The 16,300-nt window shown below is 43.8% G+C and carries 14 protein-coding genes and 3 pseudogenes; 7 read left to right on the top strand and 10 right to left on the bottom strand.

Features of this window, described 5'->3' with window-relative positions; genetic code table 11:
- Nucleotides 1–86: 86 nt before the first annotated feature.
- The 7 genes and pseudogenes from G7Y90_RS11380 to ilvA all read right to left on the bottom strand — a co-directional run bounded on the left by G7Y90_RS11380 (nt 87) and on the right by ilvA (nt 6,139).
- Nucleotides 87–869, bottom strand: coding sequence for a YdcF family protein (locus G7Y90_RS11380; protein WP_250162410.1), 783 nt, complete (start codon nt 867–869; stop codon nt 87–89).
- Entirely contained in the window at nt 850–1,956 is a 1,107-nt protein-coding gene (murB, locus tag G7Y90_RS11385) for a UDP-N-acetylmuramate dehydrogenase (RefSeq protein ID WP_201560288.1), read from the bottom strand. The genes G7Y90_RS11380 and murB overlap by 20 nt, the downstream gene beginning before the upstream one ends.
- Before the next feature lie 134 nt (nt 1,957–2,090).
- Nucleotides 2,091–2,588: a low molecular weight protein-tyrosine-phosphatase gene (locus tag G7Y90_RS11390; protein WP_201560224.1), complete on the bottom strand. Its 498-nt coding sequence runs from the start codon at nt 2,586–2,588 to the stop codon at nt 2,091–2,093.
- 205 nt (nt 2,589–2,793) lie between these two features.
- Nucleotides 2,794–3,174, bottom strand: a complete 381-nt coding sequence (locus G7Y90_RS11395; protein WP_250162411.1) for an RNA-binding S4 domain-containing protein — start codon at nt 3,172–3,174, stop codon at nt 2,794–2,796.
- Between the two features lie 183 nt (nt 3,175–3,357).
- Complete coding sequence (locus G7Y90_RS11400; RefSeq protein WP_201560226.1) at nt 3,358–4,050, bottom strand: FMN-binding negative transcriptional regulator; 693 nt, start codon at nt 4,048–4,050, stop codon at nt 3,358–3,360.
- A gap of 29 nt (nt 4,051–4,079) precedes the next feature.
- Nucleotides 4,080–4,238 (bottom strand): annotated as a pseudogene (locus tag G7Y90_RS11405) (excalibur calcium-binding domain-containing protein); the annotation flags it as partial.
- Between the two features lie 347 nt (nt 4,239–4,585).
- Nucleotides 4,586–6,139 (bottom strand): threonine ammonia-lyase, biosynthetic, encoded by a 1,554-nt coding sequence (ilvA, locus tag G7Y90_RS11410; RefSeq protein WP_060491167.1) that lies wholly within the window; start codon nt 6,137–6,139, stop codon nt 4,586–4,588.
- 192 nt (nt 6,140–6,331) lie between these two features.
- Between ilvA and G7Y90_RS11415 the strand changes: the two genes are divergently transcribed.
- From G7Y90_RS11415 to rpiA, 5 genes and pseudogenes are all read left to right on the top strand, one after another.
- Nucleotides 6,332–6,649, top strand: coding sequence for an ArsR/SmtB family transcription factor (locus G7Y90_RS11415; protein WP_250162412.1), 318 nt, complete (start codon nt 6,332–6,334; stop codon nt 6,647–6,649).
- Nucleotides 6,650–6,830: 181 nt separating this feature from the next.
- Nucleotides 6,831–7,235, top strand: a complete 405-nt coding sequence (gene arsC / locus G7Y90_RS11420; RefSeq protein WP_201560228.1) for an arsenate reductase (glutaredoxin) — start codon at nt 6,831–6,833, stop codon at nt 7,233–7,235.
- Nucleotides 7,225–7,971: an arsenical resistance protein ArsH gene (gene arsH / locus G7Y90_RS11425; protein WP_201560229.1), complete on the top strand. Its 747-nt coding sequence runs from the start codon at nt 7,225–7,227 to the stop codon at nt 7,969–7,971. The genes arsC and arsH overlap by 11 nt, the downstream gene beginning before the upstream one ends.
- Before the next feature lie 81 nt (nt 7,972–8,052).
- Nucleotides 8,053–9,363, top strand: a complete 1,311-nt coding sequence (locus G7Y90_RS11430) for an arsenic transporter (protein WP_201560230.1) — start codon at nt 8,053–8,055, stop codon at nt 9,361–9,363.
- Nucleotides 9,364–9,502: 139 nt separating this feature from the next.
- Nucleotides 9,503–10,158, top strand: a pseudogene (gene rpiA, locus G7Y90_RS17985) (ribose-5-phosphate isomerase RpiA).
- A 131-nt stretch (nt 10,159–10,289) separates the two neighbouring features.
- Here rpiA and argF read toward each other — a convergent pair.
- The 3 genes and pseudogenes from argF to dnaB all read right to left on the bottom strand — a co-directional run bounded on the left by argF (nt 10,290) and on the right by dnaB (nt 14,068).
- Nucleotides 10,290–11,204, bottom strand: a pseudogene (gene argF / locus G7Y90_RS11445) (ornithine carbamoyltransferase).
- Between the two features lie 189 nt (nt 11,205–11,393).
- Complete coding sequence (gene alr / locus G7Y90_RS11450) at nt 11,394–12,500, bottom strand: alanine racemase (RefSeq protein ID WP_201560231.1); 1,107 nt, start codon at nt 12,498–12,500, stop codon at nt 11,394–11,396.
- Nucleotides 12,501–12,664: 164 nt separating this feature from the next.
- A complete protein-coding gene (dnaB, locus tag G7Y90_RS11455) occupies nt 12,665–14,068 on the bottom strand; it encodes a replicative DNA helicase (RefSeq protein ID WP_087815967.1) in 1,404 nt (467 codons plus the stop codon).
- Nucleotides 14,069–14,402: 334 nt separating this feature from the next.
- On the opposite strand from dnaB, the gene pdxA reads away from it, so the two are divergent.
- The gene (gene pdxA / locus G7Y90_RS11460; protein WP_250162414.1) at nt 14,403–15,497 is read left to right on the top strand and encodes a 4-hydroxythreonine-4-phosphate dehydrogenase PdxA; all 1,095 of its coding nucleotides are present in this window, start codon (nt 14,403–14,405) and stop codon (nt 15,495–15,497) included.
- 507 nt (nt 15,498–16,004) lie between these two features.
- A complete protein-coding gene (locus tag G7Y90_RS11465; RefSeq protein WP_250162415.1) occupies nt 16,005–16,142 on the top strand; it encodes a serine hydrolase in 138 nt (45 codons plus the stop codon).
- The last annotated feature ends 158 nt before the right edge of the window (nt 16,143–16,300 follow it).

The following is a 16,300-nucleotide window of genomic DNA, read 5'->3' on the forward strand; positions in this document are numbered from 1 at the left end:
ACTCATCACAAGTATAGTGGATGACCGGTAGTGATTAGGGTGAGTTCTCAAAAGATATTGAACTGGCTACCTGCTTGTATTTAACTTTATTCGTCAGGTTTTTTTGCTGCGTTACCTCTAGGGGTTAACAGCTGCTGTGAGGTCACGTCGTTGGCATGACGACAATTCATTTGAGGACGTATCACATCGCGTAAATAAGCGGCAACTTCATAAACAGCGCGTCGAGAATGACTTAAGTTTTGCGCAGGTTTCATCCAGTCACGGCTCACTGGTAAAGGGGCGCTAAGTGGTGTGCTATTGATACCGTTTAAGGCAAACTGTCTACGAGCACGTGCCATATGGTAGCTGTCAGTAATGAGATACACATGACGCAGTGGAATACGTTTGGCGGTAAAACGCGCATTTTCGCAGGTATTCATACTGGCATTTTCGCTTATCAGCCCATCAATACCATGCTCAATGAGCCATTGACCAAGCCACGGCGCTTCAGCACCGCTTAGTACAATAGGTAAGGGTAAGTCGTGATAAGCGCTGGCAGCGGTACGGGCGCGGTTGAGGCTGTAGCTATTAAGAATAATTTGATTGTCATGATCATTGGTTAGTCCGCCGCCTAAAACCACATAAGCGGTAGGCGGTGAACTCAAGGCAGCAGAGGGTAGGCTGGGCAATGGCAAAAGCGTAAATAGATAAACAATAGCTTGGGAGAACAGCGGCGTGAATAGGCTGATGAGTACTAAAATAACAGTCGTTGAACCAAGTAAAAAGGTAATATTAATAATACGAAATAGCTTTATCATACGCTCAGCTGAACGCAGGTAATAACGCCATAGTCGCTTAGATAATAGCCGCTTAGACCACATGCTCATCATACCCAATAGAGCCGTCAGTATTTACCCAAACTGGCTCACGCGCTAACTGAATCGCAAATTTTTCATAAACCGTATTGACGATATGTCGTTGGGCATCTGCTACATTGTTTTGAGTGGCGTGATAAGGGGCATGATTGGTCAGCACCAAGGCTTGCTGCTGATGGGTGACAATCGGTGCAATACCACCACCTTTCAAGCCTGTCTGTTCAATCAACCAGCCTGCCGCAACCTTTATCATGGCATCAGGCATAGCGTAGCCGACGATAGTAGGGTAGGTCGATTGTAAAGCAATAAAGTGCGATTGAGGAATAATGGGGTTTTGAAAAAAGCTACCACAATTTGGCAGCTGCTTGGGATTAGGGAGTTTTTGTTGACGAATATCGATAATCGCTTGCATGATATCCGCAGGCACTGGCTGCGTACGATCGTCTTGCTCGGCATATCGTTGCGCAACGGTTTGCACATCACCATAGCTGGCTAGGATTTTGGTTGCATCGGTATGTAATCTGAATCCAACACAGCTGATTAACCAAGTATTAGGCGCACGTTTAAAAATGCTGTCACGATAGCCAAACTCGCAGTCGGCGGCTGTGAGATGATGCCAAGTTTGAGTGGGTAAGTGATAGGCTCGTACATACTGTAAGCAGTCTTCTAGTTGGACACCATAAGCACCGATATTTTGTACGGGTGCCGCACCAGTTAGCCCTGGGATTAGTGCCAGATTTTCTAGCCCATACCAACCTTGACTGACCGTATATACCACCAAGTCATGCCAGTTTTCGCCTGCCATTACTGCGATATCGACGTGGCTATCTGTCTGAGCGATGAGGCTGATACCGCGCATTTGGGGCTGCAATACGATAGCATTCAGATGCGCTGGTAATAACACATTACTGCCGCCAGACAATACAAATAATGGCTTGTTTTGCGCTATGTCTTTTGTATAATTTGCCATAAAATCGTCAAGCTGTGCTTCAGCCGTCAGTGTCACGACAGTATCCGCGACACAGGCTAAGGCCATGGTATTACCATGTGACAAATCGACTAATTCACGGGTCAATAAGCTCGCTGGCAAATCAGTGGTCATGGCAAATTGAGTACTAGAATCCAAGCGTGAAACTGAGGTCATAACATAGCCCATGTGGCAGATAGATAATGGATTACACAGTGTTTATTATAAAGGATGAAAGATAAAAAGGTGGCAGAAAGTTAGCTTTATCGTTAGCAAGCTTTCCAGCTTTCAATCCACGCTTGTGCGCTTGACTCAATACGCTCGATCACTTCTTCAAAGTCATCACCATCGCCTTTATAAGGATCTGGCACATCGTCGCCGCCATAAGTAGGATCTTCCTCACTAAATAAAGCCAACTTGGCCAAATTGTCTTCTGTCCCTATCAAGCTGTCTTTGATGGCTTGTAAATCAGCTAAATTCTGTGTATCCATTGCTAGAATTAAATCAAAATTACGAAAGTCATCGGCACTGACTTGGCGGGCGACCAGTTTATTGATTTTATAACCATGCGCTTTTGCATGGCGTTGCGAGCGAGTGTCGGGCGCATGACCAATATGCGAGTCACTCGTTCCTGCTGAATCTACTTTGATTGACAATCCAGCAATCGCTGCTTGCTGACGAAAGACTTCTTCAGCCGTTGGCGATCGGCAAATATTTCCCAAACAAACCAATAATACAGAAGACGGAGTACAGGTTTTCATCAGCATAATATGACCTTGTATAACAAAAAACATGCTATAAGAGACCGGCATGTTAGTGCGGCTTTTATTAGCATGCAATTAATTAAGTAAATCGGCTGTCAGCGTAACGGTTAATGCCTTGAATGGCAAGAGTAGAAGCTAAACAATACGGTCATCTGTTCACGAATTTTCGATGATATTATTTATAATCTAAGGTCGTGCTTTGACCAGCTTATTCTTGTTTATGCTTAAAGCGTTGAAGGTCACGGCGCTCTTTTTTGTTGGGTTTATTATCAGGCCGTGCAAGATTGGCAAGTTTGCGCTGCTCAGCATGATAAGCGCGGCGCTCTTCGCTTTCTTCAGTTTCTGAATACAAAATTTCAGCAGCGAGCGCATTACCACGTTGCGCCGTTAGTGCTTCAACGACCACGGTCTTTTCAGTCATAGCAGTGGCTGAGCCTTGACGAATCTGTAGTTCATCACCAACCATAATCTCTTTGCTGGTCTTTACGCGGCTACCCGCATAATGTACCCGTCCGCTTTCGATGGCTTCTTTGGCGAGATTACGTGTCCGATAAAATCGTGCTGCCCACAACCACTTATCGAGGCGCATACGCACGACATCAGGTTGGCTATGGTTAGGCTGATTGTGGTTTTGTTGTGTTTACTCATCAAAACCTCATAGATATCCATAAAGTAAGATAATATTAATGGTGCTTTTTTTGCAAATTGAAAGAGCTTGCGCTATCAAAATGTTTAAAAATAGATTCTTATGGTGAAGAGCGAAAGTCTCGTCTTAGCCATTATTCTGATTGGCAACTTTCATCGCCATTTCAGCCGCATCATTTGTCTTTAACTGCGCTAAACCATTAATCACACCTGTGATATTTTCTACGGTTTTATTTTGGCTTAATTTAAATTGGGCTTGTATAGAATCGATGGGCAGCTTAAAGCCAATAATCCCTCGGCACATAGCATCGATATAAGTAGCAGGTGCCTCATCTAATGACCAAGGATGGTCGGATAGCACCTCTTGCTGCGCAGTCATGGTTGCTAATATCCATTTCAGCGTATCGGTGTCTTCAAGCAGCTCAATTTTGGATTGAATATGGACGCTTTGATAGTTCCAAGTGGGCACTTCTTTATGGGTTTTCGCTTTGCTAGGATACCAGTTGGGGCTGATATAATGTCCAGAATCTTGAAAAATAATTAACCACGAAGTATCTGGTAAGGTGTTCTGATAAATAGGGTTTTCACGACCGAAATGACCGTAAAGATAGCCGTGCTGAGCATTAGAGTTAATATCAGAACCAACACCAACACCAACACTAGCATCAGGCATAAAGTTATCGTTATGCCAGAAGAGCGGTATATGGCAGGCTTCAATGCCATCTTTGGTTTGAGTAATCAAGGTCGCTAAGGGATTGGCTGCGATAAATCCAATGATGTTTTCTAGGTTTTCTGCGGAAAAAATATCAGGAATATGCATGCTGTTCTCAGTTTATATTTGACATAAAATCAGCGACACCACTGCTGCTCACATGGGATACCATCATTGTTACCATCCATTTTGGTATTCGGGCAGTGTTGTACAAAGTAAGTGGCTTCTGCGCATGACGTCATCTGAGAGCAATGCTTTCTGCCATCACAGGTAAAGCTTGATGCTGATGCTGACGACGTGAGTACTGGTTTTACTGCCGAGACTGATGTTGACGTTGCATCTGAGTCGACGTACGTTGGCGGTATATCATCCAGATCAGTTGAGGTAAAATCAGCGTCAACTGGAGTATCAGTCGCAACGTTAGCAATAGGGTTACTGGTCGTGTTGTCAGGTTGCAGCATCTTATAACCCAAAAGTGCTAAAACCAGTAATAATATAAAGATCAATATCTTTTGAGTCACGGTTTACCACCTCATCATGGTCGCTATGAATTAATGAAAGCTACCAATGCATAATCACTGTTCATTCATCAATGGCTTTTTAGTGATTAACAAACAGCCATTGATGGATTGATAGTCTATTTTTATTTCAAAAATAATTGATAGCCAATATTGTCATTGAGCATGGTGCAGTCATAGCCGATATCGAGTAACGCGTCTTGTAATTGACGAGAATTACCTTCAGACGCTTGCAAACCGACCAATACGCGACCTTCGGCGGCACCATGATTGCGATAATGAAACAAAGTGATATTAAAGTCATCACCCAGTTTTTCTAAAAACTTCAGCAATGCCCCTGGACGTTCAGGGAAAACCACACTTAATAATTGCTCGTTTGCAACATGCGCATGACCACCAATCAAATGGCGGATATGTGATTTGGCAATATCATCATCGGTCAGATCATGAGCCGTGTAGCCATCAGCTGCCAATTGGGTGCGAATGGTTTTACGCTCTTTGTCGCCTTCTTTTAGTGCGATACCGACGAATATTGATGCAGGTTCCATAGAGTCAGGTGATTTTTTGCTATCGGCGCGATAATTAAACTCAGTGATATTGCGTCCATGTAAGCTACGGCAGAAATTTAAGAAAGCGCCTGTCTGCTCAGGAATTGTCACACCAAAGATGGCTTCTTTTTTCTCACCAATTTCAGTACGCTCAGCGATATAACGTAGGCGGTCAAAGTTCATATTGGCACCGCAAATAATACCGACGCAGTTTTTACCTTGCAGATTATGGGCTTCGATATATTTTTTCATACCAGCAACGGGTAACGCGCCCGCAGGCTCAACGATACTGCGATTTTCTTCAAAGATGTCTTTAACCGCCGCGCATACTTCGTCATTGGTACAAGTCACGACTTCAGGCTCGACTAAAGGACCTGACTTATCACTCTTTTGCATACGAACAATTTCAAATGGCAGTTCGCCGATTTGAGCAACCGCCACGCCATCGACGAACAGCCCAACTTGCTCAAGCTTAACGCGCTCATTGGCTTCAAGCGCCGCTTTAAGAGAAGCTGATTGCTCTGCTTCTACCGCAATCACTTTGACATGCGGCGCAACTTCACCTAAGAATGCCGCGACACCTGAGATGAGACCACCACCGCCAACCGCGACAAACACATAATCCATATTGCGCCATTGCTGAGTGAGCTCAAGACCAATGGTACCTTGTCCGGCAATCACCAATTCATCATCGTAAGGTGGGATAAAAGTCAGACCTTCTGTTTCAGCGCGATTGATTGCATAACGGTTGGCTTCATCGAAGCTATCACCATACAAATCGACATTGCCGCCAAGCGCCTTTACCGCATCCACTTTAATGTCAGGGGTGGTGGTCGGCATCACGATGATATTGTTTAGGGCAAGTTTACGGGCGGAGTAAGCAACCCCTTGTGCGTGATTACCTGCTGATGCACAAATGACGCCGCGTGCTTTTTGCTCATCACTTAATTGACTAATTCGATTATAGGCACCACGCAATTTAAAGGATTTGACCGGTTGCAAGTCTTCGCGTTTAAAACGAATGTCATTAGCAAAACGTTGGGTCAGCTTGGGCGCCGCTTCAAGTGGTGTTTGAATTGCCACGTCATAGACGGTGGCTTGCAAGATGGCTCGTACCCAATGTGACAGCATAATGTTCCCTAATAAAAAGTGTGGATGAATAGAAAAATTAAATAGATTAGCCTATGCTGATTTTAACGGTCTTGCAAGACCCTATTGCAGTTTTTGCAGCGATTTTAAGTTTTGATGAAAGATAGGGTGATTTTATCTCAATATTTTTAAAAAAATATTGAATTATTTCCATATGTCTGTATTATTGGACATATGGAAATAATAAATGCTATCGCAAGCTTTGCTGCGCTCTCTCAAGATACTCGTCTCAAGGCCTTTAGGTTGCTTGTCAGCCAAGAGCCCGTTGGTCTGCCAGCAGGTGAAATTGCTCGTCAACTGTCTGTGCCGCACAATACGATGTCAGCACATTTATCAGTGCTGGCTCGTGCCGGGTGGGTGGTGTCTCAACGGCACAGTCGGCAGATAATTTATCGCGCCTCACTGTCACATATGGAGGAGGTTATTCAGTTTCTATTGCAAGATTGTTGTGCGGGACATCCAGAATTGTGTGCGTCTTTATGGACAGTCTGAGCGGATGTGAGCGTGCTAAACCTACTGATGCAGACAGTCTTTCAAATAATCAGTAAGCCCATAACTGATTTAACAAACCTCTTTATTACTAGGGCGTGTCCTCATTTTTAGCTCATTTAGTCAATTTTTTTAAGATTGAGGACATACCCTAAGCATATTCATAAATATAGGTAAAATTACTATGACATCACTAATTTTTCACAATCCAAAATGCGGTACGTCTCGCAATACATTGGCCATCATGAAAGCCTCAGGCGAAAATCCAGAAGTAATTGAATATCTTAAAACCCCACCAAGCCGCGATCATTTAGTTGAGCTGTTGGCAAAGATAAACCTTTCACCAAGAGAGCTGTTACGAAGCAAAGAACCTGTCAATGATGAGTTAGGATTACACAATCCTGAACTGTCTGACGATCAAATCATTGATGCGATGATTGACCATCCCATTTTAATCAATCGTCCTATCGTGGTCACCAATAAGGGCGCGGCATTATGCCGCCCCTCAGAACGCGTATTTGAATTATTAGACAATCCCGTGAGCAGCTTTACTAAAGAAGATGGGGAAGTGATTTATCATGGCAAATAAAACAGCAGATTTAGATGTAGTCGATTTGGGTGATTTGCCCAATATTGATGTAGACAGTATACAATCTATCGATATTGAGCCTTTAATTGGAACAAATGACCCGCGCCATGCGCCTAAAATATTGGTGCTATACGGCTCTCTACGCCAGCGCTCATTCTCTAAACTGGCCAGTGAAGAAGCGAGCCGTCTATTGCGTTGGTATGGTTGTGAGGTTCGAACCTTTGATCCGACGGGTTTGCCATTGCCTGATGCTGCTGATGCCAATCATCCAAAAGTACAAGAGCTGCGAGAGTTGGCGCAGTGGTCAGAAGGTATGCTGTGGGTGAGCCCAGAACGTCATGGCAGTATGACCAGTATTATGAAAGCACAAATTGACTGGATTCCATTGTCATTAGGTGGTGTGCGTCCAACCCAAGGCAAAACTTTGGCAGTGATGCAAGTCAGTGGTGGCAGTCAAAGCTTCAATACGGTTAACCAATTGCGCATTCTTGGGCGTTGGATGCGGATGATTACCATACCCAATCAGTCCTCTATTCCTAAAGCTTTTTTGGAATTTAACGACGATGATCGTATGGATAAGTCTCCTTTATATTTGCGTCTCGTGGATGTTTGTGAGGAGTTGGTGAAATTCACTTGGCTGACCCGTGGACGCTCAGCCTATCTGATTGACCGTTACTCTGAACGGGTAGAAAGCGCAGAGGAGCTGTCGCAGCGCGTCAATCAAAAATCACTCTAATGTATCCTCTCATCATTCATTTTCTAATGCTTGCTCTTACATAATTATTCTTATAATAATTAAGCCTAAAAAGGTTACTCAATGCTGGCATTAACTATCTTTATCGTGACTCTGGTTTTAGTGATATGGCAGCCCAAAGGACTGGGTATTGGCTGGAGTGCAATGGGCGGTGCGTTGATTGCCTTAGCTTTTGGCGTGGTAAAGCTCTCCGATATTGGTATTGTGTGGGACATCGTTTGGGATGCGACTTTTACCTTTGTGGCGCTTATCATTATCTCGCTTATCTTAGATAAAGCAGGATTTTTTGGCTGGGCAGCACTGCATGTGGCTAGGCTTGGCAATGGGCAAGGACGTTTGCTATTTCCTATGATTGTGATTTTAGGCGCGTTTATCTCGGCGTTTTTTGCCAATGATGGGGCAGCATTGCTACTGACACCGATTGTCATCGCTATCTTACTGCGTCTCAAATTCTCACCACCATCTGCTTTGGCTTTCATTATCGCAACAGGTTTCATTGCTGATACCGCAAGTCTGCCGTTAATCACTTCTAATCTGGTCAATATTGTTAGTGCCAATTATTTTGACATTGGATTTGGTCGTTATGCAGCAGTGATGATACCGGTCAATATTGTTTCTGTATTGGCGACGCTCGCCGTATTATGGTTAGTCTATGCGCGGCACATTCCAAAACACTACTCCATTGCTGATTTGAGTGCACCAGAGTCTGCGATTGAAGATCCGCTTGTCTTTAAAGTAGCCTTTCCACTGCTCGCGTTGCTACTTATTGCCTACTTTAAGACTGAGTCATTGGGCATTGCCATCTCCTTGGTGACAGGAGTGGCGGCGTTACTGTTAATGGCTATCGCAGGTCGCTGGTGGCAAGGAGGGCGTGATGCCGTTGTTTCTGTATCTGATATCCTGCGTCAAGCACCTTGGCAAATCGTATTATTTTCCATCGGTATGTACTTGGTGGTTTATGGCTTGGGCAATGCAGGATTGACTGCCTATGGTGCTCAAGTATTGAATTGGCTAGGGCAGCAGGGTACGGTCATCGCAACAGTAGGAACTGGATTCCTCTCTGCTATTGTAGCCTCTGTTATGAATAATATGCCGTCTACTTTGGTTGGTGCACTGGCGATTGATAGCGCGCAGGTACCTGCTGCCACTCGAGAGCTCATGATTTATGCCAATGTGATTGGTAATGATTTGGGACCGAAATTCACACCTATCGGTAGTCTGGCGACTTTATTGTGGCTCCATGTATTGGCAGAAAAAGACTATAAAATCAGTTGGGGGCAGTATATGAAGATTGGACTGCTCATTACCCCGCCCGTACTATTGGTCACGCTACTGGCTTTGGTTGTTTGGTTGCCTTATCTGTCTTCATTTTAAAATTTGAGTGAATGTCTTGCGATTAGCGTGGCTATTACGCTGACATCCATTAAGCTCATCGGGTATAATGGCGGCGCATTTTACCTTTTTACCCTTTACTTTTTTTAAAGCGATACGTTTATTTTGCCAAGGATTTATGATGAGTGATCAGCAAGCACAAAAGCAAGCCGCCGCCAAAGCGGCTCTAAGTTATATCGAAGATGACATGATACTTGGAGTAGGCACAGGCAGTACGGTCAACTGTTTGATTGAATTATTACCGACAGTAAAGCTTGCTGGCGCAGTTGCCAGCTCACAGGTCACTGAAGACAAACTTCGTGCCCTTGGTATTGAAATCGTTGATTTGAACTTTGCTGGTACGCTTGATTTATATCGATGGGGCAGATGAGGTCAATGAGCATTTGCAATTGATAAAAGGCGGTGGCGGCGCGCTCACTCGTGAGAAAATCGTGGCAGCGGCTTCTAACAAATTATATGTATGGTTGATGAGAGCAAAGCGTTGAGGTGCTAGGTCGCGAGTTTCCTGTTCCGATTGAGGTACTGCCGCAAGCACGTTCTTATGTCGCACGGCAATTAGCCCGTATGGGCGGTGAGCCAGTTTACCGCGAAGATTTTGTGACTGATTATGGTAATGTTATCTTAGATACTTATGATTTGGATGTGAGTAATCCGATAGCGCTTGAGAAAGAGCTGAATAATATTGTGGGTGTGGTGTGTAATGGTATTTTTGCGGCCAATCAAGCTGATGTATTGCTGAAAGCAGGTAGTAATGGTGTGACGACACTTATTCGTTAAAAAATGCTTACTCGTTAAAAATCGGTTAAGCAGTGTCTTATCGTTCATCAGAAACGAAAAAGGCAGATCACACTAAATGTGGTCTGCCTTTTTCGTACTTACTCTTCCATAAATAGATTATGGCTACATTTTTAAAGTTTTATTTTGTCTTGTAATAAGAATTCCATCAAGGCTTTTTGCGCATGTAAGCGATTTTCGGCTTCATCCCATACCACTGAGCGTGGATCGTCAAGCATATCATGAGAGATCTCCTCACCACGATGCGCGGGTAGACAATGCATAAATACCACTTCAGGATCGGCTTTGTCCAATAGTGATGGCGTTACTTGATAAGCGGCAAAACGGCGCGCACGAGTATTTGTTCAGACTTGTCCCATGCTTGCCCATACATCGGTGACAATTAAATTTGAATCTTTCGCGGCTTCTTGTACGTTTTCGACAATACTGACGCAATGCGAGAAGCGTTTCATCAGCTCAGGGTCAGGCTCAAACCCATAAGGCGCAGCGACGCGTAGCTCAAAACCAAATTGATGAGCTGCTTGCATATAGGATGCACACATATTATTGCCATCACCGACCCAAGTAACGATTTTATTTTCGATACTTCCACGGTGCTCATAATAGGTTTGCATATCAGCCAGTAGCTGACAAGGATGAAATTCGTCAGTTAAAGCATTGATGATAGGCACACTTGAGTATTCAGCAAAGGTCTCAACTTTTTCGTGACCAAAGGTACGAATCATGATGATATCGACCATGCTCGATATGACACGAGCAGAGTCTTCTAGCGGCTCACCACGCCCAAGCTGGGTATCATTTGGCGACAAAAAGATAGCACTACCACCAAACTGACCCATACCTGTCTCAAATGAGATGCGCGTACGGGTTGAGGATTTCTCAAATATCATGCCAAGCGTACGACCAACAAACGGCTGATATATCTCGCCTGCGTGTTGCATCTTGCGCAATTCGCTGGCACGCTTTATAAGGTTTTCTAATTCTTGTTTGGTTAAATCAGATAAGGTCAAAAAATGGCGCAAACTCATAGTAATCCTAGCAGTCGATCGCAGTCAGTGAAACGTCATCAGTCTTTAATAGCATCGCGTCAGTGCGTATACTGGGGTGACAACAAACTTTTAGTATAGCGCAATTAGGCTTAATGTAAATGTCCAATTTGCCATGATTTATAAGTCTGGCAAACAGACATTACATGAATAGTGACGAGGTCAGCATAATTATACTTGTATGCGATTTGGGCGAATGCTTAGGCGGCATAGTAGCTCATAGCTAATCGTACCTGCATGTGCGGCGACTTCATCGACGTGCGGGGCATCGCCCCACAGTATTACTTTGCTGTCTAACGCAATGTCTTCTGGCGCGGTACTGACATCAATGACAATCATATCCATTGCCACGCGTCCAATGACTGCACATCGGTAGCTTTGATCGTTGATAGTATCTATAACAGTGACATAGGCTTCATCGCTGATGACACGAGGGTAACCATCGCCGTAGCCGACACTCACCAGTGCGGTTCTAGTGTCTTTCTGCGCTGTCCAACGACTGCCATAGCCAATAGAATTGTCCGCCTGAACTGTTTGCAGGGCGATAATTTGTGCGCTGAAATCCATCGCTGGCTGTAAGTCTAACTCATGCGCGCTTTTATCAATGACAGGGGCGCTACCATATAAAATAATGCCGGGACGTACCCAGTCATAATGATGCTCTGGAAAATTAACGATACCGGCTGAATTGCATAATGAGCCTTTAATATCAGCGCTAATGGTCGCTTGTAAGGTATCTAATACCTCCGAAAAACGCTGAATTTGCATTGAGTTTAATGGATGAGTGCTGTCATCGGCATTAGCAAAATGCGTGGCTAGTATCAGCTGATATCCCACTTCATGCAGACGCTTAGCCGCTGCCATAATACCTTCAGCGTTGAAGCCTAGACGGTTCATACCAGTATTATATTTAAGCCAAACCACTCTGGTCGCACTATTGGCTGGTGGGATATTGTCGAGTGCCCACTGCAATTGCGGCGCATGGTGAATCACGCAGCTAATATCATGCTCAATGGCTTGCTGCCACTCATCAGTGGTAAATGCCCCTTCAATCAAACCAATGGTTTTGTCCCAGCCTAACTGCCGAGCTTCTAGCGCCTCAGTCAGGGTTGCAACACCAACACCATCTGCTTGGTGCAATGCAGGCAATACCGCTGCCACACCATGTCCGTAAGCGTTGGACTTGACCATGGCTAGGACTTTAGAGTTTGCTGCCATTTTCTTAACTTGATTTAAGTTGTGAGTAATGGCTTGTGGTTTGATTGTGATAGTACGCATAATTGGCTTCTTTATAAGTAGAATTATGAAGTTATAAAGCCAGTACTGCATCAATTGGGCTAATGCAGCACTGGCTATTTTATTAAAAACTATTTGTTCGCTTATGGTTAAGCTTCAGTCTTTATCAGGTTTAGTTTTATTAGGCTTAAGTTTTATAAGATTGATTACTCGTCATTCTCGAAACTGACATTTTGATAGTATTCTGGTGTTAGGTTAATAAAGCGGGTAAATTGCCCTTCAAAGCCCAAACGTATGGTGCCGATAGGGCCGTTACGCTGCTTACCAATAATAATTTCAGCCACGCCTTTGTGGTCTGTATTCTCATTATAAACCTCATCACGATAGATGAACATAATCAAATCGGCATCCTGCTCAATCGCACCCGATTCACGCAAATCCGACATGATAGGGCGCTTGTTAGGGCGGTTTTCTAGACTGCGGTTAAGCTGCGACAAAGCGATAACAGGGCATTCAAGCTCACGTGCTAGCGCCTTGAGACTCCGTGAAATCTCTGAGATTTCCCCAACACGGTTGCCATCTAGGTTTGGTACTTTCATCAACTGCAGATAATCGACGACGATAGCGCCAAGCTTGCCATCATGATTTTTAGCGATACGGCGGCAGCGTGAACGCATCTCAGATGGTGGCAAAGCAGTACTATCATCAATATAGAGATGTTTAGATTGTAAGTGCTGAATGGCGTTCATCATTTTTGCCCATTCATCTTCATTCATTTGCCCAGAACGCAGATGCGTCTGATTAATCGCGCCCCATGAGGACAGCAAACGCATGACGATAGACTCAGCAGGCATCTCCATCGAAAACACCACAACAGGCAGATCTTCGTTAAATAAAATACCTTCTGCCAAGTTCATGGCAAAGGTGGTTTTACCCATAGAAGGGCGCGCAGCCACGATGATTAAGTCACCTGCCTGCAAGCCTTGGGTTTTATTATTCAACTCAGCAAACGGCGTCTGCAAACCAATCATGCCATCGGGATTGGATTTAAGCTCTTGAATCTTATCAATAACGTTGGTCAAAACAGCAGTAATGCCCACAGGTCCACGCTGTTCAGCGCGTTTATTGTGCTGCTCATTGATGCTAAATATCTTACCCTCAACACTGTCTAAAATATCACTGACGCTCTGGTCTTTAGGATTATAGGCGAGCGTGAGCATCTCATTGCCAGTCGTAATCAGTTGGCGTAGAGTAGATAGTTCACGGACGCGCTGAGCATAGGCGGTCAGGTTAAACAAGGTCGCAGGGCTTTGGCTCAAAATATCTGCCAAGTAGCTATCGCCGCCTGCACTTTTAAGGAGTTTTTGTGCTTCTAGCCAGTCGTGTACCATGACCGTATCATAGGGTTCGTTGACTGCCGCTAAATGAGCAATAGCATCAAAAATATACTGATGTCGCCCTGCATAAAAATCATCTTTGGTAACGATATCAGCAATCTTGTCGTACGCCTCTTCGATACTCATTAAGGACGCGAGCAATGCCTTTTCAATGTCGATATTGTGCGGCGGTGTCTGATTGAGTAAGTCGTCGGTTTTTTCGTTGTCTGCCATGATTGCCTAATGTGTCAAAAGTCGATATAAAAGAGGGTATAAATGGGTATGTGACATCAGGGTTTCATTGGGTGCTGATATAGCAAATAAAACGCCACGTGCCACTATAATTGAAGTACCAAAACCTGATCTCTGTGTTGACCGGTAAATGCTATAATGAAAAGCGAAAGTTTAACACATAATAGGCTTTTTTCGGCACCGATAGATAACTATCTATTCTAGATGACGGTTGTAATAAGTAAAAAATCATCTATACAATATAAGTGTCAGTACTTATTTTCCCCATAAAAATACAATAAAATTCACGACTCAATATAAATATAAAGGCGTAGTTATGATGCAAGATATACAAAAAAAATTGCCATTATTAATCACAACTGGTGAGCCTGCTGGTATTGGGATGGATATCGTGCTGCTATTAGCGGCTGAGGGTAAATTGCAAGATTTTGAACGTCCAATTTGGGTCACTGCCGATAGCACCGCTATGACAAAGCGCGCAGATGAGTTGGTTGCAGCTGATGTATTGAAAAACCTTCCCATCTGGCAAACTATTGATATCGATGCCGATGACTTTAATCTTAACGTTGTAGAGCAGATGTCGCAGCCAGATACGAACGTGGATAGTTCTTTTATTCTACTTAATATATCTTGTGCTGAGCCAGTTGTCTGCGGGAAAATTAACACCACGCGCAATTCAGCAATGGTTGCTAAGCAGTTAGACATTGCCCATCAGTTGGCAACCAACAAAATAGTGGCTGCTATCGTCACTGGACCATTGCAAAAGTCTGCATTGATAGAAGCTGATATTGAGCTATTAGATGGCACAATGTTTAGCGGTCATACAGAGTTTTTTATGCAGCAAAGTGGCTGTGATAAAGTGGTTATGATGCTCGCCAATCAAGCCATGAAAGTGGCGCTTGTTACCACTCATTTACCGCTAAAAGATATCCCTGCTGCAATCACGTCTGACAATGTACGCCAGACCGTACAAATTGTCGTCGATGAGATGAAAGCAAAATTTGGCTTAACGCAGCCACGTATTTTAGTCTGTGGTCTTAATCCACATGCAGGCGAGGGTGGGCATTTAGGCGTCGAGGAGATTGAGATTATCAATCCAGTGTTGCAAGAGTTCATCGATGTAGGCGTCGATATATCAGAGGCAATGCCAGCGGATACGTTATTTACACCCAGACATCTAGCCAACTGTGATGCGGTGATTGCTATGTATCATGATCAGGGGTTGCCGGTGCTCAAATCACATGGTTTTGGTGATACCGTCAATCTTACTTTAGGACTGCCGTATATCCGTACCTCGGTTGATCATGGGACTGCGCTTGATTTAGCGGGGCGCGGCAATGCTAGTGCCACTAGCTTGTATCAAGCATTAAAAATGGCAAACGAGATGGCAGATAAATCGCTTATTAAATAGACCTCTTGCATAAGCCGGCACCTTAGCGACATTTATCACGCAGTATTGGGTAACTTTAGTGTGAGTAATGGCTATTTATGAATTATCAAACAGGGTTTAATATAATTGGTTCCGCCATAGCAGTCTGTTATAAGTGGTCTATTAATAGGTTTAGAGGGCTGAAATAGCTGGTTCTGCTAGGGTACATCCTAAAAGATCCATTCTATGATACTAAATCGCTAAGATTGTCGGGGATTCAGCATTCTGAGATAATGTAAGATGGCATATCTGAACTGAAAGCAAAGCGCTATTTGCATGCTCACTAAATTATCAGTACATCTATCAGAATAAATGAGAAGCCCTAGAATGAAACATCTTTTCAGACCCTGTTAAATCAAGTGGGACTTACCGCTTTAGTGACAGCATCATTACTATCTGGAACAGTACAAGCAGCAGATAACAATGACCATCTAAGAGCACCGTTGATCAACAAGCCAAATTACTAATGAATGAGCATGATATTCAGGGATGTCTTTTGGCGTCATCATCGATGGCAAATCACATTTTTATCATTATGGTTTGGCTGATAAGAAAGCCAAAATACCTGTCTCAGAAAACACTATTTTTGAGCTAGGCTCAATCATAAGACGTTTGCTGCTACCTTAGCCAGTTATTCAGAATTAAATGGCACACTCTTACATTAGAAGATACTGCTGATAAATATATTCCCTACCTAAAAAACAGCACCATTGGCAACACCAAGCTTATAAACTTAGTTACCTATTCAGCTGGTGGTCTGCCGTTACAAGTACCTGATGAAGTCA

The organism is Psychrobacter sp. WY6 (assembly GCF_018448495.1).
Classification (GTDB): Bacteria; Pseudomonadota; Gammaproteobacteria; order Pseudomonadales; family Moraxellaceae; genus Psychrobacter.